The 20,503-nt window shown below is 68.8% G+C and carries 17 protein-coding genes and 1 pseudogene; 10 read left to right on the top strand and 8 right to left on the bottom strand.

The genetic code is table 11. The features are described 5' to 3' along the window. Positions 1-57: 57 nt before the first annotated feature. Together AB0H62_RS34790 and AB0H62_RS34785 are read left to right on the top strand one after the other, a co-directional pair. Positions 58-1,236, top strand: a complete 1,179-nt coding sequence (locus AB0H62_RS34790; protein WP_360590805.1) for an SPFH domain-containing protein — start codon at positions 58-60, stop codon at positions 1,234-1,236. Positions 1,237-1,474: 238 nt separating this feature from the next. After that, positions 1,475-2,695, top strand: coding sequence for a hypothetical protein (locus AB0H62_RS34785; RefSeq protein ID WP_255638425.1), 1,221 nt, complete (start codon positions 1,475-1,477; stop codon positions 2,693-2,695). A gap of 31 nt (positions 2,696-2,726) precedes the next feature. Here the strand turns inward: AB0H62_RS34785 and AB0H62_RS34780 are convergent, their stop codons facing one another. Beyond that, positions 2,727-3,212: a DUF3761 domain-containing protein gene (locus tag AB0H62_RS34780; RefSeq protein ID WP_360590803.1), complete on the bottom strand. Its 486-nt coding sequence runs from the start codon at positions 3,210-3,212 to the stop codon at positions 2,727-2,729. Positions 3,213-3,385: 173 nt separating this feature from the next. Between AB0H62_RS34780 and AB0H62_RS34775 the strand changes: the two genes are divergently transcribed. The 3 genes and pseudogenes from AB0H62_RS34775 to AB0H62_RS34765 all read left to right on the top strand — a co-directional run. Beyond that, positions 3,386-4,480 (top strand): FAD-dependent monooxygenase, encoded by a 1,095-nt coding sequence (locus tag AB0H62_RS34775; RefSeq protein WP_360590801.1) that lies wholly within the window; start codon positions 3,386-3,388, stop codon positions 4,478-4,480. Between the two features lie 55 nt (positions 4,481-4,535). Beyond that, positions 4,536-5,081 carry a dihydrofolate reductase family protein gene (locus AB0H62_RS34770; protein ID WP_360590799.1) on the top strand — a complete coding sequence of 182 codons (546 nt, stop codon included), beginning with the start codon at positions 4,536-4,538 and terminating at the stop codon, positions 5,079-5,081. Beyond that, positions 5,042-5,224: pseudogene (locus AB0H62_RS34765) on the top strand (NADP-dependent oxidoreductase); the annotation flags it as partial. The gene AB0H62_RS34770 and the pseudogene AB0H62_RS34765, both read left to right, overlap by 40 nt. A gap of 128 nt (positions 5,225-5,352) precedes the next feature. On the opposite strand, the gene AB0H62_RS34760 reads toward AB0H62_RS34765, so the two are convergent. After that, positions 5,353-8,154 carry a hypothetical protein gene (locus tag AB0H62_RS34760; RefSeq protein ID WP_360590797.1) on the bottom strand — a complete coding sequence of 934 codons (2,802 nt, stop codon included), beginning with the start codon at positions 8,152-8,154 and terminating at the stop codon, positions 5,353-5,355. A 66-nt stretch (positions 8,155-8,220) separates the two neighbouring features. Further along, on the bottom strand, positions 8,221-8,985 hold the full coding sequence (locus tag AB0H62_RS34755) for a GntR family transcriptional regulator (protein ID WP_360590795.1): 765 nt from the start codon (positions 8,983-8,985) through the stop codon (positions 8,221-8,223). A gap of 96 nt (positions 8,986-9,081) precedes the next feature. Between AB0H62_RS34755 and AB0H62_RS34750 the strand changes: the two genes are divergently transcribed. Continuing rightward, positions 9,082-9,681, top strand: a complete 600-nt coding sequence (locus tag AB0H62_RS34750; protein WP_220243959.1) for a helix-turn-helix transcriptional regulator — start codon at positions 9,082-9,084, stop codon at positions 9,679-9,681. A gap of 9 nt (positions 9,682-9,690) precedes the next feature. Here AB0H62_RS34750 and AB0H62_RS34745 read toward each other — a convergent pair whose 3' ends face one another. Next, positions 9,691-11,862 (bottom strand): 3-hydroxyacyl-CoA dehydrogenase NAD-binding domain-containing protein, encoded by a 2,172-nt coding sequence (locus tag AB0H62_RS34745; RefSeq protein WP_360590793.1) that lies wholly within the window; start codon positions 11,860-11,862, stop codon positions 9,691-9,693. Positions 11,863-11,871: 9 nt separating this feature from the next. Next, positions 11,872-13,083: an acetyl-CoA C-acetyltransferase gene (locus AB0H62_RS34740; RefSeq protein WP_220243961.1), complete on the bottom strand. Its 1,212-nt coding sequence runs from the start codon at positions 13,081-13,083 to the stop codon at positions 11,872-11,874. A 159-nt stretch (positions 13,084-13,242) separates the two neighbouring features. Between AB0H62_RS34740 and AB0H62_RS34735 the strand changes: the two genes are divergently transcribed. Together AB0H62_RS34735 and AB0H62_RS34730 are read left to right on the top strand one after the other, a co-directional pair. Next, complete coding sequence (locus AB0H62_RS34735; protein WP_360590791.1) at positions 13,243-14,406, top strand: TetR/AcrR family transcriptional regulator; 1,164 nt, start codon at positions 13,243-13,245, stop codon at positions 14,404-14,406. Positions 14,407-14,461: 55 nt separating this feature from the next. Further along, the gene (locus AB0H62_RS34730) at positions 14,462-15,664 is read left to right on the top strand and encodes a low temperature requirement protein A (protein WP_220243963.1); all 1,203 of its coding nucleotides are present in this window, start codon (positions 14,462-14,464) and stop codon (positions 15,662-15,664) included. A gap of 10 nt (positions 15,665-15,674) precedes the next feature. Here the strand turns inward: AB0H62_RS34730 and AB0H62_RS34725 are convergent, their stop codons facing one another. Further along, complete coding sequence (locus AB0H62_RS34725; protein WP_220243964.1) at positions 15,675-16,196, bottom strand: EF-hand domain-containing protein; 522 nt, start codon at positions 16,194-16,196, stop codon at positions 15,675-15,677. A 254-nt stretch (positions 16,197-16,450) separates the two neighbouring features. On the opposite strand from AB0H62_RS34725, the gene AB0H62_RS34720 reads away from it, so the two are divergent. Further along, positions 16,451-17,749: an acyl-CoA dehydrogenase family protein gene (locus AB0H62_RS34720; protein WP_360590931.1), complete on the top strand. Its 1,299-nt coding sequence runs from the start codon at positions 16,451-16,453 to the stop codon at positions 17,747-17,749. An 11-nt stretch (positions 17,750-17,760) separates the two neighbouring features. Beyond that, positions 17,761-18,963 carry an acyl-CoA dehydrogenase family protein gene (locus AB0H62_RS34715; protein ID WP_360590788.1) on the top strand — a complete coding sequence of 401 codons (1,203 nt, stop codon included), beginning with the start codon at positions 17,761-17,763 and terminating at the stop codon, positions 18,961-18,963. A 92-nt stretch (positions 18,964-19,055) separates the two neighbouring features. On the opposite strand, the gene AB0H62_RS34710 is transcribed toward AB0H62_RS34715, so the two are convergent. Both AB0H62_RS34710 and AB0H62_RS34705 read right to left on the bottom strand, forming a co-directional pair. After that, positions 19,056-20,306 carry a site-specific integrase gene (locus AB0H62_RS34710; protein ID WP_360590929.1) on the bottom strand — a complete coding sequence of 417 codons (1,251 nt, stop codon included), beginning with the start codon at positions 20,304-20,306 and terminating at the stop codon, positions 19,056-19,058. Further along, complete coding sequence (locus AB0H62_RS34705) at positions 20,306-20,494, bottom strand: helix-turn-helix domain-containing protein (protein WP_360590786.1); 189 nt, start codon at positions 20,492-20,494, stop codon at positions 20,306-20,308. The genes AB0H62_RS34710 and AB0H62_RS34705 overlap by 1 nt, the downstream gene beginning before the upstream one ends. Positions 20,495-20,503: the final 9 nt, after the last annotated feature.

Genomic DNA, 20,503 nt, shown 5'->3' with positions numbered 1-20,503 from the left:
ACTGTGTCGACGGGCCGGGGGAGCGCCCGGAACGACGGAGGCGACGGGGGCCAGTAGGTGGGGATTTTCGACAAGATCCGCGGCGAGTTCATCGACATCATCGAGTGGACCGACGACAGTCGTGACACGATCGTGTGGCGCTTCCCGCGCTACGAGAACGAGATCAAGATGGGCGCCAAGCTCACCGTCCGCGAATCGCAGGCCGCGGTCTTCGTCAACGAGGGCCAGGTCGCCGACGCCTACGCGCCAGGCATGCACACGCTGCAGACGCAGAACATGCCCATCATGTCCACGCTCAAGGGCTGGAAGTACGGGTTCAACTCGCCGTTCAAGGCCGAGGTCTACTTCGTCAACACCCGGCAGTTCACCGACCTCAAGTGGGGCACGCAGAACCCGATCATCCTGCGCGACCCGGAGTTCGGCATGGTCCGGCTCCGCGCGTTCGGCGGGTACGCCGTGCGCGTTATCGAGCCGGTCGCGCTGCTCAAGGAGCTCGCGGGCACCGACCCGCAGTTCCGCACCGAGGAGGTCTCCGAGTACCTCCGGCAGATGATCATCGGCAAGCTCGGCCCCGCCATCGCCGCGGCCAAGGTGCCGATGCTCGACCTGGTCACCCAGCAGGACCGGATCGGCGGCGCGATCGCCAACGCGCTGAACCTCGAACTGCACGCCAACGGCATCGAGATCTCGAAGTTCATCATCGAGAACATCTCGGTCCCGCCCGAGGTCGAGGCCGCGATGGACAAGCGGACCCAGATGGGCGTGGTCGGTGATCTCGACCAGTACACGAAGTTCCAGTCCGCCAACGCGATCGAAGCGGCCGCGAACAACCAGGGCGGCGCGGGTGAAGGCCTGGGCATCGGCCTCGGCATGGCGCTCGGCCAGCGAGCCGCGGGGCCGCAGGGCGCGCCGCAGCAGTACCAGCAGCCGCAGCAGTACCAACAGCCCCAGTACCAGCAGCAGCCGCAGCAATATCAGCAGCAGCCGCCGTCCGCGCCGACGCCGCAGATGCCGCCGCCGCTGCCCCAGTCCGAGCAGTGGTTCCTCGGGGCGAACGGTCAGCAGCTCGGCCCGTTCGACCGGAGCCAGCTCGGGCAGCAGATCTCGGCAGGCACGCTGACCCGGGAGACCCTCGTGTGGAAGTCCGGAATGCCGCAATGGACGCCGGCCTCGCAGGTGCCGGAGGTCTCGCCGCTGTTCGGCGCGACCCCGCCGCCGCTGCCGCCGCAGTCCTGAGCCGTCCAGACTCGTCCTGCGGAGGGGAGCCGCCATGACCAACCCGAACTACCCGCACCACGGCCCGATGCCGAGCGGACCCATGCCCGGAAGCCCGGGCCCGATGCCGGGCGCTGCCATGCCCGGCGGACCCACGTCTGGTGGCCCGATGCCGAGCGGACCCATGCCCGGAAGCCCAATGCCCAGCGGCCCGATGCCGGGCGGTGCCATGCCCGGCGGACCCATGCCTGGTGGCCCGATGCCGAGCGGACCGATGCCGGGCGCACCCATGCCCGGCGGTCCCCTGCAGTCCGGTCCGCCACCCGCGTTCGCTCCGGCGCACACGGCCGCGACCACCTACCCGTGCGGCGGCTGCGGAGCTCGCCTGGAGTTCGCGCCGGGGTCGACCTCGATGCAGTGCCCGTATTGCGGGTACCGCCAGGAGATCACGGCGGGCGACCGGCAGATCCGCGAGATCGCGTTCGCCGACCTGACCGACCTGGCGCGCAAACCGGTCGCCACGATCGGCCAGTACGTCTTCAAGTGCCAGCGCTGCGGCGCCACCACCGAGACGAACGAAACAGCCAGTCTGTGCCAGTTCTGCGGTGCCCCCTTGGTGATCGACGCGCACGCGTCCGGGCAGCTCGTGCCCGAAGGCGTGCTGCCGTTCCAGTTCGACAAGGGCGCGGTGAGCACACACCTGAAGAAGTGGACGAATTCGCGCTGGTTCGCGCCCAACGCGCTGAAGAAGGTCGGCACCGCCGAGTCCACCAAGAGCACCTACATCCCGCACTGGACCTACGATTCGCAGACGGACACCGTCTACTCCGGACAGCGCGGCGAGCACTACTGGGTCACCGAGACCTACTACGACAACGGACAGCAGAAGACCCGCCGGGTACGGCACACGCGCTGGTATCCGGCGGGCGGCCGGGTGGGCCGGTTCTTCGACGACGTGCTGGTGCCGGGCAGCACCCAGCTGCCGTCGAAGGAACTCGACAAGCTCGCGCCGTGGCCGTTGGAGCAGGCCGAGCCGTATCAGCCGCAGTTCCTCGCCGGGCATTTCGCGCTGCGCTACGACATCGAGGCCGAATCCGGCTTCGAGGAAGCGAAGCGCCGCATGACGCCGGTCATCGAGGACGACTGCCGCCACGACATCGGCGGCGACGAGCAGCGCGTGCAGTCGATGAACACGCAGCACCGCGACGTCACCTTCAAGCTGATGCTGCTCCCGGTCTGGGTCGCCACCTACGTCTACGCCGGCAAGAACTGGCGGATCCTCGTCAACGGCCGCACCGGGGAAGTCCAGGGCGAACGGCCCTACAGCAAGGCGAAGATCGCCATCGCGGCCCTCATCGCGCTGATCGTCATCGCCGCGATCGTCTACTTCGTCGCGATCCGCGGCCACAGCAGCGGATCAACGCATTCGTCGACCACCAACTCGACCAGTCACCACACCACGGTCACGCACCACCATTGACGCGGGCCCGCGCGACGGTCGCGGTGTGAAATCAGGTCGCGGGGCGTGCGATCCAGGTGAGGACGCCGCCGTGGCCGGAGCAGGTGCCGGAGCGGTGCTGGCTATAGCTGTAGCTGCCGTCTTTGCACTTGGCGGTTGCACCGGCGGGGTTGGAGGACGGGCGGTGTACGCAGACGCCGGAGGAGTTGCGGTAGTAGTCGCCGCTGCAGGCGGCCGTGTTGGTTTTCGGCGGGGCCGCAGTGGTTTTCGGAGTGGTTTTGGCTCTCGCCGTGGTTTTCGGAGCCGCCGCCTTTGAGGCAGTGGTTTCCGGCGCGACGTAAGGCGACACCGAAGTGGGTGAAACGGGCGATTCGGTCGTCGGCGTTGCGGAAGTCGTTGCCGGCGAAGAGGAAGTGCTCGGCAGCAAAGCCGTGGTGACCGGCGGCACGACACCACCGCTTCCGGTCGGCGCCGGTGTCGCCCCGCAGCCCGCGACCAGCAGTCCGGCAGCCAGCACCATTCCCAGTTTTCGCAACACCCTGTGCCTCCTCGGAAAAAAGACCGTGCGCCGCCTTGTCGAGGAATAGCCGCACCGCGTTACATTCGTGAACAAATACGTAGAAGGGTGCGAAATCCGTTGCCGGGCAACGAAATTCGGCCGGCACCTTTCCCGGGTTGTCACGCCACCGTTTCCCCGAGGAAGATGTGCGCGTGCGAAAACGAGCGGTGGTGGCCGGGGGCGGCGTTGTCGGGCTGACGACGGGGCTCGCGCTCCGGCGGGCGGGGTTCGAAACCCTGGTGTGCGAACAGGAATCCGAGATCCGCGGCGTCGGCGCCGCGCTGGGGCTGTGGGCCAACGCGCTCGCGGTGTTCGACCGGCTGGGTGTGGGCGGTGACATCCGCGCGGCCGGCGTGCCGAGCGCGATCCGCTACCAGGACCCGGCCGGGCAGGTCATGGACGAGTACTACGGCGACCTCGCCGACGTCGATTACCTCATGGTCACGCGCCAGCGCCTCAACGAGCTGCTCGCCGCCGCGCTGACCGCCGACGAGCTGCGCACCGGCGCCCGCGTCACCGGCTACCGGGACCACGACGGCGGCGTGACCGTGGAGTTCGCCGACGGTTCCACCGAGGAAGCCGACCTCCTCGTCGGCGCCGACGGCGTGTATTCGCGCGTCCGCGCGCAGCTCTCCCCCGGTTCGGCCGCGCAGGAGTACCCGGGCCACCTGGCGTGGCGCGGGATCGTCGCCGAGAGCGCGATCCCCGAAATCACCGTGGAACGCTTCGTCGTCGGCCGCGAACGCACCCGCGGCGGTGTGGTCCGCAGTGGCGGCGGCACGGCGTTCTGGGTCCTCGCGCAGCTGGGCGCGCCGCCCACCACGCGTTCCGCGAAGGAGGAAGCCCTCGCCCGCGTCGACCACCTCTACGACGGCGGCTGGCCGTTCCCCCTGCGCGAAGCCATCGAGGCGACGCCGGAGGACCGCGTGGTCAGCAACCGCGTGATGGCGCTGCCCCTGCAGTCCCGCTGGGTCTCCGCCCACGTCGCCCTCGCAGGCGACTCCGCGCACGCCGTCTCCCCGCACATCACTTCCGGCGCCTCCCTGGGCATCGAGGACGCGCTGGTTCTCGCCGATCACCTGACGGACGCGGACGTCCCTGCGGCATTGCAGGCTTACGAAGCCGACCGGCTCCCGCGGTACGCCGAGGTGTACCGCTGGGTCGACGAAGTCGCCGCCGCGGCCGACGAACCGCACCTCTACGCCAAGGAGTTCTTCGACTTCGTGAGGTGGATGCTCGGCCGATGAGTTTTCAGGCGCCCGCCGGTCAGTACGGGCACACCGAAAACGAACGGAGACCCCCATGGGCAACGTGCGCTGGCACCTCATGATGTCGCTCGACGGCTTCGCCGCCGGCCCCGGCCACTCGATGGACTGGATGTCCGGCACCAAAGTCAGCCCCGCCACCCACCACGACGCCATCGCCACCCTCGGCGCCGTCCTGGGCGGCCGCCGCGGCTACGACGCCCTCGCGCAGCGCTTCCCCGGCCAGGCCAGCCGTCAGCCCTACGGCGGCGAGTGGACCGGCCCGGTGTTCGTGCTGACCCACCACCCCGACGACGCGATCCCGGACGCCGGCATCACCTTCCTCGACTGCGACCTGGCCGAGGCCGTCGAGATCGGCCTGGCCGCCGCGAAGGGCAAGGACCTGGAGATCCACAGCCAGGACATCGCCCGCCAATGCCTGGAGCTCGGCCTGATCGACGAGTTCCACGTCCACCTGGCCCCCGTGATGCTCGGCTCGGGCGTGCGCCTGTTCGACAGCCCGGGCACGGCGCCCGTCCGCTGGGCCCGCATCCACGACGTACCATCGCCGGCCGCACGGCCTCCGCCGCCCTCGCCGCGGTGACCCCCGGCCCGGACGACACGGTGCTGATCGGCGGCGCGGGGGGCGGGGTCGGGGTCTTCGCCGTCCAGCTGGCCCGGATCGCCGGAGCGCGCGTGATCGGCACGGGATCAGCGGCATCGGCCGAGTTCCTGCGCGAGCTCGGGTTTCTCGCGGGTGTGGCGGTCCTCGCGCGCCGACGTTCAGTACGGACCGTGCCTTCCGCGAGCGGCTCAGTGCCGGCGGCGCGTGGCCCGAAACCTACGTCCGCTACTGGCCGTCGAGATAAGAACCCTCACGAATCCGCCGGACACCACCCATCCGACGTCCGCCCCGCCGCCATTCCGCAGAAGCCCTGCAACCCCCGCACCACCTCGCCGCCCTCGACGCGCAGGACCGAGACGGGCTTGGCTTCCGGGACGTGGCGGCCGATGTCGCCGCCGTAGTCGATGGTGCCGGTGACGCCTTCGATGTACTTGTTGGTCTGGCGGTCGTCGGGGCGGGAGGTGTGGATGGCGGTGATCTCGCGCCACACCGCGCCCGGCGTCACGGGGATGTCGGCGGACGTCTCGCGCAAATACGCCGTCGCCGTGATCATCACCAGCGCGGCGTCGTAGGACAGGGCGGCGTGGCCGTCGAAGGAGCGGCCGCGTTCTGTTTGCTCGAACGGGAACAGCGTGCGGTCCAGCGTGGTGTAGAAGTCGCGCGCCAGGCCTTGCGGGTCGGTTGCCGGTTCGCTGGCGAAGGACAGGTAGTAGTACGGCAGCGCGCGGTTCTGCTCGCGCGCCACTTGGTCGGCGACGTACCGGGACACGTCGTCGTCGCCGAGGATCGTGGCGGTGCTGCCGCATTGGGCGGCGCCGGTGGCGAAGTCGCCGAAGTCCGGGACGCCGCGGCCGGCGAAGAGGACAAAACCGTTGTAGGAGCACGTGTCCCGGCCGGCCGCGGCGGCGTTGCCGACGAGGCGTTCACCGTAGCGGTCATGCGATGACGGCGCCTGCTGCCCGCCGTCCGGGGAGAAAGCCCGGGCCTCGACCGAAAATCCCTTGTCCTTGAACGACTTCATTACGTCGTCGCGCAGGTTGGTGCTGTAGGTGTCGGAGTCGTCGTCCGAGTAGTACACGCGCAACACTCGCGGGCCTGGACGGGTGGCAGCGAACGCCGCGGCCACCGCCGCCTCGCGACGGTTCTGCGGCGCCACCTGGAAGTACACCGGGTTCTGGTCGGCGAGCCCGTCGGCCGACAGCGTCGACGCCACCACGGGCAGCCCCGCGTCGCCGAGTGCGCGGATGGTCTGTTGCGTCGGCAGGCTGCTCATGTCCAGCCCCACCACGCCGACGATGCTGCGGTCCTGCTCGGCCATCCGGCTCAGCTGCCGCGCGACGGCCACGCCCTGCCGCATCCCGAGCCCGCCGTTGGCCACGAGCACGCGCACGATCGGCTCGGCCGTCGCCGTGGCGGTGAGCTGCCGAAGCTGCGCGACCGCGACGCCTTCCAGCGACTCGCGTTCCGCCGTGAGACCTTCGGGTGTGCCGTTGGGCGACGTCAGCGCTTCGAGGTCGACGAGCGTGATGTACGGCCGTTCCGGGTGCGCGGCGTGCAGCTCGGCCGCGCGCCGGTTCTGGTCCGTGATCACGGAAAGCACCTGCCGGATCGTGTCGTCGGCGGGCTGGTACACCGAGAACGAGCCGTCGGAGATCCCCACGCACTCGGTGCCCGTCCACGTGAGCCACTCGCTCGACGTGCCGCAGTGGCTGGTCCGGTAGTCCTGGTACCGCACGCCGACGAAACTCGCCACCAGCGCGACGATCACCAGTGGCACCCCCAGCCGCATCCACCGCGTCGCCCACCACGGCGGCCTCGACTGACGGCGCCGCAACACATACGTGTCCCCCAGCGACTGCAAGTGCTTGCGCGCCCTGCTCCGCTGCTCGGGCGTGCCCGGGTCGAGGCCGATCGGCATGTACCACGCGGCGGCGTCGCGGGCGCGGCGGTCCCGCAACAGTTCGTGCTGCCACGAGCGGTACGCGTCGCCCGCGTCCGCAGCGGTCCACCGTGGACGGTCCTGGCTCGGCCGGTCCTCCGGCGGCGGCGCGTCGCTCGTGCTGACCACCAGCAACGGGTCGAACAGGCCCGTCTGGTTGCGCACGTCGTTGATGAGCTCCAGCAGCCGGTAGCCGCCGTTGGTGGTGGTGACGTGGTCGAGCAGCAGCACCGGGTACGTCATGCGCCGGCGCCGGAAGAACTGCAGCCGGTAGCCGCGGCGCAGGTCTTCGAGGAACGCGTTGACCAGCAGCCGCGCGACGAACTCCGGCGACTCCTGCTGCCACTCGCCGTCGGTGAGGCGCACCGCGAAGCGCACAAAGCTGCCCGACATCTCCGGCGCGAGGTGCGGCTGGCGCAGGAACCAGCGGTACCGCCCGGAAAGCAGCGGCACGCGGCCCGTGACGGCGAGCCGGAACGTCGCCATCGTCAGCAACCGCAGCACCAGCAACGGGTACTTCCACGCGTCGTTGGACGGCACCAGCTCCTTGCCGACGTTCTCGATCGCCGAGCGGAACCGCACCAGCAAGCCGTTGTCCTGCAGCTTCCGCAGCAACGTCCGCTCCGGCGGATCCGACGCGGGCAGCTTCTCGGCCATCAGCTGCACGACGAGCGTGAACAGCCCGAACCGCAACCCCGACCCCCGCGAACGCGGGCTGCGCAGCAACTCGGTGCGCGCTTCCCACAGGATGTCGCGGATCGCGTGCACGCTCGCCGCGGTCGCGGCGCCTTCGGTGTCGTTACGCCGGTCAAGCGGGAGGTACGCGTACCGCACGCCGCCGCTGGGCCGCGCCGTGCTCAACCGCCGCTTGAACTCTTCGAGCACACCCTCGGCCGGACCCACCAGGCAGACCATCGGCAAACCCTTGCGGCCCGCGCGTTCCTGCTGGTAGCCAGGCTCCCACTCGACGTTCACCGAGTGCAACGACCGCGGCAGATCGCCCATCCGCGGCCGTTGGTACAGCGCGCCGACGAGCTTCACCAGCTTGTCGGACCCCGCGAACGCGAGCGGGTCTTCACGCTCCTCGATGGGCGTCGTCGCGGTCTGGTCCATGAACCAGTTTCACATGCGACGAGCGGGAGGGCTCCCGGCATTTCTGCCGACACAGCAGCGAATGGCCTAGTCGGCGGGCCATTCGTAGGACAGCTCGTAGCGGTCCGCGGCCAGGACCATGTCGTTCATTTCGAGAGGCGTGCCGTCGGTGCCGTAGGCCACCCGGGTGACGGTGATGACGGGGACACCGTCGGCGAGCTGCAACAACGAGGTTTCGTCCGGCGAAGGCATCCGGGCTCCGACCTGTTCGGTGAACGAGCGGAGAAGATGACCAGATTCCTCCAAACGCGCATACGTACCACCGGGCCCGGTCTCGGGTTTCTCGATCACGGTGCCACGGGTGAGCTCGCGAGGCAGCCTTGACACCGCAAGCTGGACCGCCAGATCATCCGCGCGCATCACGCGGTCCCGCACAGTCACTTCGGCGCCCTCGGAGATCGCAAGCCTCGCCGCGACCCGAGCATCGGCGCGCTCGAACCTGATCTCGACCGACGCGGAAGGAGTGAGACCGCGAGCCGTGGCATCGGCTCGAAAAGCCGCACGATCGCCTTCCCGAGCGGCGCGGGAAAGCCGAGTGGTCGCCACGCGCTCCTGCACCAGCGCCGGCGGCCGGACGAACACTCCGCGCCCGTGTTCCGAGGTCACCAGACCTTCCGAGCGCAGCATGTTCACCGCTTCCCGAACGGTCGGCCGCGACACACCGTAGGTGTCGACCAACTCCCGCTCGCTGGGCAACTGCTCACCCGGCGCGTATTCACCTGCTGCGATCTTGTCGCGAAGATCCCCGGCAACCTGCCGAAACGCAGGTATGCCGCTTCTGCGATCCACCATGCGCGCATTCTGCCACTCATCAACTTGTCTTGACCAGTTGGCCCACCGTGTGTCACCGTACGGCAACTCGTTAGGACAAGTCACTGGACGGTAGCCATGGATTCGTTGACGGAACAGATCGAGGTTGCGAGGGCGCGGCTCGAGGAAGTCCGCTACTCCCGCGGCTGGACACTCTCGAACATCCAAGAGATGACCGGCCTCCCCAACCGCGTCACCGCCGCCCGCTGGTGGTTCCGCGCCCCGCACTCGAAAAGCGCCCAACGGTTCGCCGAGTACGCCCACGAACTTGGCTGCGCCATCCGCCTGCTCGTCATCGAGGACGACCCCGCCGAACGCCCCCTTCCCTGGCGCGAACGCATGCCGCACACCGACTTCACGACCCCAGACCCCGATGCCGACGCGATGGCCGAACCCCAACGCCTGCAAGAGAAACTCCGCCGCGCCCGGATGGCCGCCGGTCGATCGCGCACCGACCTCGCCGAGGCCCTCGGCACCAGCCCCATCCACATCTGGTGCCTCGAGTACAGCCCGACCGTGCACGACTTGGCGCTGTGCGAGTTCCTGATGTACGCCCGTTTCCTCGGCTACACCATCCGGCTGGACCTGGTGCCCGAGCACGACTCCGTACCCGAAAGCGAGAGGGGCTCTTCCCCGGAAGAATCCGGGAAAGAGCCCCTCTCGGTCAGTGCGTACTAGCAGCCGGGTTTATTCGTAGATCTCGCCCTTGGCCGCCTTCGCCACCAGCGACTCCGGCGGCAGGAAGTGGTCGCCGTACCGGGCCGCCAGTTCGCGGGACCGGTCGACAAAGCCCTGCAACCCACCGGCGTACTGGTTGATGTACTGGATCACGCCACCGGTCCACGCGGGGAAGCCGATGCCGAAGATCGAGCCGATGTTGGCGTCGGCCACGGTGGTCAGCACGCCCTCGTCGAAGCACTTCACCGTTTCGAGAGCCTCGGCGAAGAGCATGCGCTCCTTGAGGTCTTCGAAGGGGACGTCGCCGGTGCCCGACTTGAACGCGTCGCGCAGGCCGGGCCAGAGGCCGGTGCGCTTGCCGTTCTCGTCGTACTCGTAGAAGCCGGCGCCGGTGCTGCGGCCCTTGCGGTCGTACTCGTCGAGCATGCGGTCGATCACGGCTTCCGACGCGTGCGGCGTCCAGGTGCCGCCCGCGGCCTCGACCGCGGCCTTCGTCTCGACGCGGATCTTGCGCGGCAGCGTGAGCGTGAGCTCGTCCATCAGCTGCAGCGGCGGCGCCGGGTAGCCGGCCTGCGAACCCGCCTGCTCGATCGACGCCGGCTCGACACCCTCGCCCAGCGCGGCGACGGCCTCGTTGATGAACGTGCCGATCACGCGCGAGGTGAAGAAGCCGCGGCTGTCGTTGACGACGATCGGGGTCTTCTTGATCTGCAGGGTGTAGTCGAAGACCTTCGCGAGCGTCGCGGGCGAAGTCTTCTCACCGCAGATGATCTCGACCAGCGGCATCTTGTCCACCGGCGAGAAGAAGTGGATCCCGATGAAGTCCTCGGTCCGCTTCACGCCCTCGGCGAGGGTGGTGATCGGCAGGGTCGAGGTGTTGGAACCCAGCACGGCATCGGAGTTGACGATGCTCTCGATCTCGCCGAACACCTTGTGCTTGAGCTCGACACTCTCGAACACGGCCTCGATCACGAAGTCGACGCCCTCGAAGTCGGCCGCGTCGCCGGTCGCCTTGATGCGGCCCAGCAGCTCGTCGGACTTCTCCTTCGTGGTCTTGCCACGGGAAAGAGCCTTCTCCTCGAGCTTGGCCGCGTAGCCCTTGCCCATGTCGGCGGCTTCCTGCGAGACGTCCTTGAGCACGACGTCGATGCCGGCCTTCGCGGAGACGTACGCGATTGCCGCGCCCATCATCCCGGCGCCGAGGACACCGACCTTGCGGGCGGTGTACTTCTCGAAACCGTCGGGACGCGAGCCGCCCGAGTTGATCGACTGCAGGTCGAAGAAGAACGCCTTCGTCATGTTCTTCGAGACCTGCCCGGTGGCCAGGCTGACGAAGTAGCGCGTCTCGACCTTGATCGCGGTGTCGAAGTCGACCTGCGCGCCCTCGATGGCCGCGGCCAGGATCGCGCGCGGCGCCGGCATCGGCGCGCCCTTGAGCTGCTTGCGCAGGTTCGCCGGGAACGCGGGCAGGTTCGCCGCGAAGCTCGGGTTCGACGGGGTGCCGCCCGGGATCTTGTAACCCTTGACGTCCCACGGCTGCACGCCGCCTTCGGGGTTGGCCTTGATCCACGCCTTGGCGGCGGGCACCAGCTCCTCGACGGTGTCCACGACCTCGTGGACCAGGCCCAGCTCCAGCGCCTTGCGCGGCTTGTGGCGCGTGCCCTGCAGCAGCACGTTCAGCAGCGCGCTCTGGATGCCGAGCAGCCGCACGGTGCGCACGACGCCGCCACCGCCGGGCAGCAGGCCCAGTGTGACCTCGGGCAGGCCGATCTGGCTGCCCTTCGCGTCGGCCGCGATGCGGTGGTGCGTGGCGAGCGCGATCTCGAGGCCACCGCCCAAAGCGGCACCGTTGATGGCCGCGACGACCGGCTTGCCGAGCTGCTCGATGCGGCGCATCTGCGTCTTCATCAGCGTGCTGGACTCGGTGAACGCGGCCGCGTGCTCCGGCTTGGCCTGGATCAGGTCGCGCAGGTCGCCACCGGCGAAGAACGTCTTCTTGGCCGACGTGATCACGACACCGGTGATGTCGTCCTTCTCCGCCTCCACCCGGTCGACAGTTACGCCGAGCGACTCGCGGAACGCGGAGTTCATGGTGTTGGCCGACTGGTTGGGGTCGTCCAGCGTCAGCGTGACGATGCCGTCCGCGTCCTTCTCCCAGCGGATGGTCTTGCTTTCAGCCATTGGAGGTCCTCACACCCGCTCGATGATGGTCGCGACGCCCATGCCGCCGCCGATGCACAGGGTCACCAGGGCGCGGCGCGCCTGGCGGCGTTCCAGCTCGTCGACCACGGTGCCGACCAGCATCGCGCCGGTGGCGCCGAGCGGGTGGCCCATGGCGATCGCGCCGCCGTTGACGTTGACCTTCTCCTCGGGCAGGTGCAGGTCCTTCATCCACTTGAGCACGACGGAGGCGAAGGCCTCGTTGAGCTCCCACAGGTCGATGTCGTCCGGGGTCAGGCCCGCGGTCTTGAGCACCTTCTGCGTGGCCGGCGTGGGGCCGGTGAGCATGATCGTCGGCTCCGAGCCGATGGCGGCGGTGGCGACGATGCGCGCCTTCGGCGTGAGGCCGAAGGTCTTGCCGACCTCTTCGCTGCCGACGAGCACGATGGCCGCGCCGTCGACGATGCCGGAGGAGTTGCCGCCCGTGTGGACGTGGTCGATCTTCTCGACCTGGTGGTACTTCTGCAGCGCGACGGCGTCGAAGCCGCCCATGTCGCCGATCGCGGTGAACGCGGCCTTGAGCTTGCCCAGGCCCTCGACGGTCGAGCCGGGGCGACGGTGCTCGTCGTGGTCGAGGATCGTGACGCCGTTGATGTCCTTCACCGGCACCACGGACTTCGCGAAGTACCCGCCTGACCAGGCCGCCTCGGCCTTCTCCTGCGAGCGCACCGCGAACCGGTCGACGTCCTCGCGGCTGAAGCCCTCCATCGTCGCGATGAGGTCGGCACCGATGCCCTGCGGCACGATGTACTCGTCGTACGCCGTGGTCGGGTCCATGAACAGCGCGCCGCCGTCGGAACCCATCGGCACGCGCGACATGGACTCCACGCCGCCGGCGATGATCAGCTGGTCCCAGCCCGAGCGCACCTTCTGGGCCGCGATGTTGGTGGCCTCCAGGCCCGACGCGCAGAAGCGGTTGAGCTGCACGCCCGCGACCGTCTCCGGCAGGCCGGACACGAGGGCGGCGGTGCGCGCGATGTCGGCGCCCTGCTCACCCACCGGCGAGACCACGCCGAGCACGATGTCGTCGATCGCCTTCGGGTCGAGGTTCGGGTGGCGGACCTTGAGCTCTTCGATCAGCCCGACCACCAGGTCGAGCGGCTTGGTGCCGTGGAGGGCACCGCCCTTGTTCTTACCTCGAGGCGTGCGCATCGCCTCGTAGATGTAGGCCTCGCTACTCACTGAACACTCCTCCGCGCAGCGGCGTGGTTGGACACTTCGGTGTATCTCACGGCCGAGCATACCGAGCCATGGGTGCTAATGCCCATTAACATAAGCCTGGCGAACCCGATGGTGTCAATGGGTTGCCGGTGTTCCGATTAGCGCTATCGTCGGTTCACCATGAGTACTCCAGCCCGCGGGTCGCGCCCCCGCGACCGCAAGGCCCAGCTCGCCGCGGTCGCGGCCGGGCTGTTCCGCGCGCGCGGCTTCCACGGCGTCGGCATCAACGACATCGCGGCCGCGGCGGGCGTCACGGGGCCGGCGCTGTACCGGCACTTCGCGGACAAGCAGGCGATCCTGGCGTACGTCGTGCTGGCCGGGATCGACGACATGGAGGCGGTGACCGCTTCGGCGTTGTCGGGTGGGCCTGACCAGCTGGAAGTGCTGCTGACGGGGCTGGCCACGCAGGCTGTCGAACGGCGCGAGATCGCTGCTTTGTGGCGCTGGGAAGGCCCTCATCTGCCACGCGACGAGCGGCGGGAGATCCGGCGGCGGTCTGGTGCGGTACTCGACGCGTGGACGAAGGCGCTGCTGGAAGTCCGCCCTTCGCTGACAACCGACGACGCCGAATTTCTCTGTTGGGGCGCGCTGTCGGTGTTCGGCAGCGTGGCTGTACACCACACGACGGTGGCCCGTCGCCGGTTCGTTCCGCTGCTCGTCGAGCTCGCGTTGGCTGTGCTCAACACCACACTGCCGTCGGCCGGTCTGGTGGAGCCCGTCCGCAACGGCCTCGGCACCCCGTCCCGCCGCGAACAGGTCCTGGCCGCCGCGACCACACTGTTCGCCGAACGCGGCTTCCACGCGGTGAGCATGGAGGACATCGGCGCAGCGGCCGGGATCGCCGGACCCAGCGTCTACCGGCATTTCCCCAGCAAAGCGGCCCTGATGGTCGCCATCGGACACCGGGCGGCGGACCGGCTCGCCCTGGCCGCCGAGCAGGCGATGCGCGCCCCCGACGAACGCACGGCACTGCGCCGGCTGGCAGCTTCGTACGTCCACACGCTCCTGCACACGCCTGAGCTACTGGTCTCCTTCACGGCCGACCGCGTCACCATGCCGGACCGCGACAAGGCCGATTTGCTGCGCGTGCAGCGGGACTACGTGGACTCCTGGGTGGCACTGCTGTCGACGATCTCGTCCACCCTGCCGGCCCGCGAGGCGAAAATCCGGGTGCACGCGGCGCTGACGATCGCCAACGACCTCACGCGAACCCGGCGAGTGAGCGGGCGGCCGCGGTTCGAGGCGGAGTTGACGGCGTTGCTGCACGCGGTGCTGGAGTACTGAAGAAGCTCTAGGCGAAATCGCTCCCCCTCACCGCATCGGCGTGCGAGCATGCCGGGTGCCCACCGGACGAAGGCTGCACCTGGTCACGGCGGACGAAGGACATCGGGTGTCGACGCTCGAACTGTTCTTCGACCTCGTGTTCGTGTACGCGATCACGCAGACGACCCAGCTGATGGCCGACCACCTGAGCCCCCTCGGCGTTGTCGAGGGGCTGTTGGTGCTGGCGGTGCTGTGGTGGTGCTGGTGCTGCTACGCCTGGCTCGGCACGACGATCCACGTGGACCACGGCATCGCGCGGCTCGCGATGTTCGGGGCGATGGGCGTGATGTTCCTGCTTTCACTCACGGTGCCGGAGGCGTTCACGGACCGGCCAGGTGGGCTGGACGGGCCGTTGCTGTTCGTCGGGTGTTACGCGATCGTGCGGGTGCTGCACGAGGTCGCGTACCTGGGCGCGGCGCGGCACGACCCGGAGTTGCAGGGCGTGCTGCTGCGGATGTTGCGCGGGCTGGTGCCGAGCATCGGGTTGCTGGTGCTGGCGGCGTTCCTCGCCGGGCCGTGGCAGCTGGTGCTGTGGGTGGTCGCGCTGACCGTGGACTACGTGAACGTCTACTTCTCCGGCCCCGCCGGCTGGCGGCTCAACTCGCCGGCGCATTTCGCGGAGCGGTTCGGGCTGATCGTGATCATCGCGCTCGGCGAATCGATCGTGGCGATCGGGATCGGCATCGGGCCGGTGCCCATGACGTGGCTGATCGCCGGCTGCGCGCTGTGCGGCGTCGCACTCGCCGCGGGCATGTGGTGGACCTATTTCGACGTGGTCGCGCGCGTCGCCGAGCGCCGGCTCGCGGGCGCGAAGGGCGTGGAGCGCACGAAGCTCGCGACGGATTCGTACACGTTCCTGCACCTGCCGCTGATCGCGGGGATCGTGCTCGTGGCGCTGGGCCTGAAGAAGGCGTTCCTCTACCTGTCCGACACTGCGCACCACCTACCCGGCGAGGCGCTGCACGGCGTGCCCATCTGGGCGCTCACCGGCGGGCTCGCGTTGTATCTCGTGGCGCTGAGTGCGTTGCGGCGGCGGAACGTCGGCAGCTGGAACGTCCAACGGCTCGTACTCGCCGCCGTGCTGCTCGGGGTCACGCCGCTGCTGGAGCACACCCCCGCGGCGGTGGCTGTGGTCACCGTCGCCGTGGCGGTGCTGGGGCTGGTCGCGTTCGAGCGGATGGCCTGGGTGCGGCGGCAGGTCCCCCTGCCGCCGCGTTGACCAGCGAGCCTCAGCTCACCAGGTAGTTGCCGGCGACGTCGGGTTTGGTCGGGTGGTAGTAGTCCACGATGCCGTCCGACCAGACGGACACCGCAATTCGATCTTCGGCGTCCGGGCCGAATACGTCGAACAAGGCGTCGATGTTGGCCGGACTGAAACCGATGGCGAGCATCAAAGCGGTGAAAAGCGGACGTTCGATAAGGCCGTCGCCGTCGGGGTCGCCGAGGGCGGACAACGCGTGAGCGAAGTCGGTGACGGTGTCGTCGAACTTTTCGGGAGACAGGACGCACGCGGTGAACTCGTCGTAGCTCACCTTGCCGTCGCGGTTGGCGTCGAGCTCGCGCTCGACGGTGGTCCACCACTTGGCAAAGGAGGCTCTCAGCGCCGCCTTCGCTTCGGGACCCGAGCCGTCGGCCACCTGCTCGACGCGGTCGGACATAGCCGTGAAGTCGCTCCCCTCCAAGAATCCGCTGTGATCGACATCGAACAATTCGAAAACGACCTTTACCCGATCTTCGGCAGTGACGGTCATGACTCCCCATATGATTCCGGCGGAAATTCCACACCGAAGTGTGCCGAGACCCAGGTAACCATGAAACCGTTTCCACACTAAAGAGTGCAATTGCCGTCACCCGGCGAATTCACCGGAGAAGCGCAGCAGTTCGGCCGTTCGAACCGGCACCGGTGACGCACTGCCACGCGAGGCCCGCCGGCCCGTGCTAACCTACTCGCGAGTAGGTAACCCGAGGGGGAGGCCACATGGCTGCGGCGAGGAAACGAGACGCGATGGGCTTCGGCCTGGCCGCGCTCACCCGGCTGGCCGGGAGCAGCGTGATCGACAGGGCCGGGCTGCGCGGGCCGGTGCAGAACCTGGTCAAAGCGGGCACCCGCAACGGTTTCCGCGCGGCGGGGGCGGCCACGCGGTCGTTCAAGTCGGTGCGGCGGCTCGGCAAACCCGCGCGGCTGGCCCCCGCGCAGGAAGTCACCGGGCTGTTCGACCTCACGCCGAGCGAAGACCAGCAGCTCATCGTGGAGACGGTGACCGAGTTCGCCGCCGAGCAGCTGCGGCCCGCCGCCGCGGACGCCGACGCCAAGCTCGCGGCGCCCGAAGGCCTGCTCACGCGTGCGGCCGAGCTCGGCATCAGCCTCGTCGGCATCCCCGAGGAGCTGGGCGGGGCGGGCACCGAGCGGTCCGTCGTCACCAACGCGCTCGTCGCCGAGGCCCTCGCGCACGGCGACATGGGGCTGGCCGTGGCCGTGCTCGCGCCGTCCGCGGTGAGCACGGCGCTCGTGGCCTGGGGCGACGAGCAGCAGCAGGCCGACTACGTGCCCGCGTTCGCCGGCGACCAGGTGCCCGCGGCGGCACTGGCGCTGCTGGAGCGCACGCCGCTGTTCGACCCGTTCAAGCCCGCCACGAAGGCCAAGCGCACGCCGAAGGGTTACCAGCTCGACGGCGTGAAGTCGCTGATCCCGCGCGCGGCGGAAGCAGAGTTGTTCCTCGTCTCGGCCGACCTCGAAGGCCGCGGCCCGGCACTGTTCCTCGTGGAATCGTCGTCGGCGGGCGTCACGGTGGAGGCCGAGCCGGCGATGGGCCTGCGTGGCGCCGCGACCGGCAAGCTGCACCTGGAGAAGGTCGCGCTGCCGGCGGGCGCGTTGCTGGGCGGCGGAAAGGCCGACGTGTTCACCGAGGTCGTGCGCCTCTCGCGGCTGGGCTGGGCGGCGCTCGCGGCGGGGACGGCGAAGGCCGTGCTCGACTACGTGGTGCCGTACGTGAACGAGCGCACCGCGTTCGGCGAGCCGATCAGCCACCGGCAGGCGGTGGCGTTCTCCGTCGCCGACATCGCCATCGAGCTCGAGGGCCTGCGCCTGGTCACGCTGCGCGCGGCGGCGCGGGCGGAGCAGGGCAAGGACTACGCGCGGGAGGCCGCGCTGGCGCGCAAGCTGGCCATGGACAAGGGCATGCGCATCGGCAACGCGGGCGTGCAGCTGCTGGGCGGGCACGGCTTCGTGAAGGAGCACCCCGTGGAGCGCTGGTACCGGGACTTGCGAGCGATCGGCGTGATGGAAGGCGCCGTCCTCCTCTAGAAAGGCATTCGATGATCAACCTCGAAGTTCCGAAGAAGGCCGGCACGCTGATCAACCAGGCGTACCAGGCCGCGGCCCAAGTGTTCCGGCCGATCTCGCGCAAGTACGACCGCGCCGAACACACCTACCCCGCCGAGCTCGACATGTTCGCGGCCCTGCTCGACGGCCTCAACTCCTCCGGCGAGGGCGGCGCCGGCGCGGCGGGCGTGCGCCGTTCTCGTGACTCGGCGGGCGACGGAAACCGCAACGGCGCCAACCTCAACGTCGTTCTCGGCACGATCGAGATGTGCTGGGGTGACGTCGGTTTGCTGCTGTCCATGCCACGCCAGGGCCTGGGCAACGCGGCCATCAGCTCCGTCGCGACGGACGAGCAGCTCTCCCGTTTTTCCGGCTTGTGGGCCGCCATGGCCATCACCGAGCCCGACTGCGGCTCCGACTCCGCCGCCATCACCACCACCGCCGTCCTCGACGGCGACGACTACGTGCTCAACGGCGAGAAGATCTTCGTGACATCGGGCCAGCGCGCGGACGCCGTGGTGGTTTGGGCCACTTTGGACCGTACGAAGGGCCGCGCGGCGATCAAGTCCTTTGTGGTCGAGAGGGGCACGCCGGGCTTCGAAGTCGTTCGCGTGGAACACAAGCTGGGCATCCGCGCGTCCGACACGGCCGTGCTGCGCTTCGAAAACTGCCGCGTCCCCCGCGAGAACCTGTTGGGCACGCCGGACATCGACACCGCCAAGGGCTTCGCGGGCGTCATGCAGACGTTCGACAACACGCGGCCGCTGGTCGCGGCCATGGCGGTGGGCGTCGCCCGCGCCGCACTGGAGGAGACCCGCCGGATCCTGTCGTCCGCAGGCGTCACGATCGACTACGACCGCCCCCCACAGCACCCGGCCGCCGCCACCTGGCTCGAACTGGAGGCCGACTTCGAGTCCGCGTACCTCCTGACGCTGGAATCGGCGTGGATGGCGGACAACCGCAAGCCCAACTCCCTGCAGGCCTCCATGGCGAAGGCCAAAGCCGGCCGGACGGTCGTCGACGTGACCCTGAAGTGCGTCGAGCTGGCCGGCGTGTACGGATACACGGAGGAATCGCTGCTGGAGAAGTGGGCTCGGGACGCGAAAATCCTGGACATCTTCGAGGGCACTCAGCAGATTCAGCAGCTCATCGTGGCTCGCCGAATCCTCGGGAAGTCCTCGGCCGAGCTGAAGTAGTTGTGACGTAACGGAAAGCCGCCCGGCCGCTTCCCCTTCTCGGGGCTGTGCGACCGGGCGACTTTCGCGTCGGCGAGGGCGGGGTTTCATGATCAGGCCGCCTCCAGGCCGTCATCGAGGGCAGGCCGTCCGAACACCGCGTCCACGGCCTCACGCGCCCGCTGGTGGCTCGACGGAACCAGGTGTGTGTACGTCCGGAGCGTGAAGCCGGGGTCCGAGTGGCCGAGGTAGTCCGCCAGCTCCTTGATTGAAACCGCGCGAGCGAGCAGCGTGGAGGCGTAGAAGTGACGGAGCGCGTGCATCCCGTCCGCGCGACGCCGATACTCGATCCCGGCTTTCCGGAACGCTCCGTACCAGACGACCTTCGTGAACAGGTCCCCCGAGTACAGCCGACCATCTTCACCGGTCATCAGCAGCCGTGCCGTCACCGGCTCACCGTCAGCGCTCTGCCAGGGGAGCGTGACGGCCACCGACGGTAACCGGTCCTCGTGGTCGTCGATCTCGGCCAGCATTGCAGCCGACAGCGGGATAGTCCGTTCCTTACCGCCTTTCGGACGCGCGAACATCATCACGCCCCTGACCGTCTTGATCTGTCGTCGAATCCGCACGGTCATCGCTGTCCGGTCGACGTCGTCCGGTGAGAAGCCCAGAATCTCACCCTGCCGCAGACCGAAGCCGGCACCGAGCGGAACCGCGATCTTGAACCGCTCCACCAGGCCCGACCGCACAGCCTGAACACGCTCCTCCGGCCATACGACGATCGGTGGGCTACTCGCGACCGGTCGCCGCACGGTCTTCGCGTGGCACGGGTTCTCACGAATCCGACGGTCGTCCACGGCCGAATCCATCACACCGGAGACGGTGTTGAACAAGACCGCCTGGTAGTTGTCCGAGAGCTTCCGCTCTTCCATCGAGCCGACCCAGTCACGAATGGTCGACGGCTGGATCTGCCCGACCTTCTTGGTCTCGAAGACCGGGTAGATCTGGCTTTCGAGCCGACTGAGGATGGTCGACCGCGTGCCCGGGTCCGGAGACTGGCTCTTCACCCAGCTCTCCGCCTGCTGGCGGAACGTCGTCATCGAGGCCCGCGGATCGATGTACTTGTCTTCGCGCTTGTCGGACTCGACGCCGATGAGGAAGTCCTCAGCGCGCTTCTTCTGCTTGTCCGCGAACGACTTCGAGCGTTCGTTGTTGTCCGGGTCGAGGTACCGAACCTTGTAGCGCAGCCCGATGCCGTACAGCTCGGACCGTTCCATGACGGGCTTGCCCCGCGCGTTGAGGATGACCTTCCCGGTCACCGCATCCCGCGCGGGGCGAAACCAGCGGTCTTGAATGTGCCCCATCAGGCCGCCTCCGCGTCGACCCAGGCGCGCAGCTTGGCCGGGTCGTAACGCAGGTGCCGGCCGATCTTCTTGACCGGCGGCCCCTCGCCGCGCCATTTCCACTGGTAGAGCGTCTTCACCGGGACGCCGAGGTAGTCGGAGACATCATCGACGGTCCAGAGCCGGTTCATGTTGCTGACGTTGTTCATGTGCTCCCC

It is taken from the genome of Amycolatopsis sp. NPDC050768, assembly GCF_040654155.1.
Lineage (GTDB): Bacteria > Actinomycetota > Actinomycetes > Mycobacteriales > Pseudonocardiaceae > Amycolatopsis.
Note: the sequence above shows the minus strand (reverse complement) of the source record. Positions and strands in the feature narration are given on the sequence as shown.

Excerpts from the sequence above, each read along its gene's own strand:
- AB0H62_RS34770 (WP_360590799.1), top strand. The coding sequence starts at position 4,536 with ATGGGCAACGTGCGCTGGCACCTCATGATGTCGCTCGACGGCTTCGCC.
- AB0H62_RS34735 (WP_360590791.1), top strand. The coding sequence starts at position 13,243 with ATGAGTACTCCAGCCCGCGGGTCGCGCCCCCGCGACCGCAAGGCCCAG.
- AB0H62_RS34715 (WP_360590788.1), top strand. The coding sequence starts at position 17,761 with ATGATCAACCTCGAAGTTCCGAAGAAGGCCGGCACGCTGATCAACCAG.
- AB0H62_RS34760 (WP_360590797.1), bottom strand. The coding sequence starts at position 8,154 with ATGGACCAGACCGCGACGACGCCCATCGAGGAGCGTGAAGACCCGCTC.
- AB0H62_RS34755 (WP_360590795.1), bottom strand. The coding sequence starts at position 8,985 with ATGGTGGATCGCAGAAGCGGCATACCTGCGTTTCGGCAGGTTGCCGGG.
- AB0H62_RS34710 (WP_360590929.1), bottom strand. The coding sequence starts at position 20,306 with ATGGGGCACATTCAAGACCGCTGGTTTCGCCCCGCGCGGGATGCGGTG.
- AB0H62_RS34745 (WP_360590793.1), bottom strand. The coding sequence starts at position 11,862 with ATGGCTGAAAGCAAGACCATCCGCTGGGAGAAGGACGCGGACGGCATC.
- AB0H62_RS34720 (WP_360590931.1), top strand. The coding sequence starts at position 16,451 with ATGGGCTTCGGCCTGGCCGCGCTCACCCGGCTGGCCGGGAGCAGCGTG.
- AB0H62_RS34785 (WP_255638425.1), top strand. The coding sequence starts at position 1,475 with ATGCCGAGCGGACCGATGCCGGGCGCACCCATGCCCGGCGGTCCCCTG.
- AB0H62_RS34750 (WP_220243959.1), top strand. The coding sequence starts at position 9,082 with ATGGATTCGTTGACGGAACAGATCGAGGTTGCGAGGGCGCGGCTCGAG.
- AB0H62_RS34725 (WP_220243964.1), bottom strand. The coding sequence starts at position 16,196 with ATGACCGTCACTGCCGAAGATCGGGTAAAGGTCGTTTTCGAATTGTTC.
- AB0H62_RS34705 (WP_360590786.1), bottom strand. The coding sequence starts at position 20,494 with ATGAACAACGTCAGCAACATGAACCGGCTCTGGACCGTCGATGATGTC.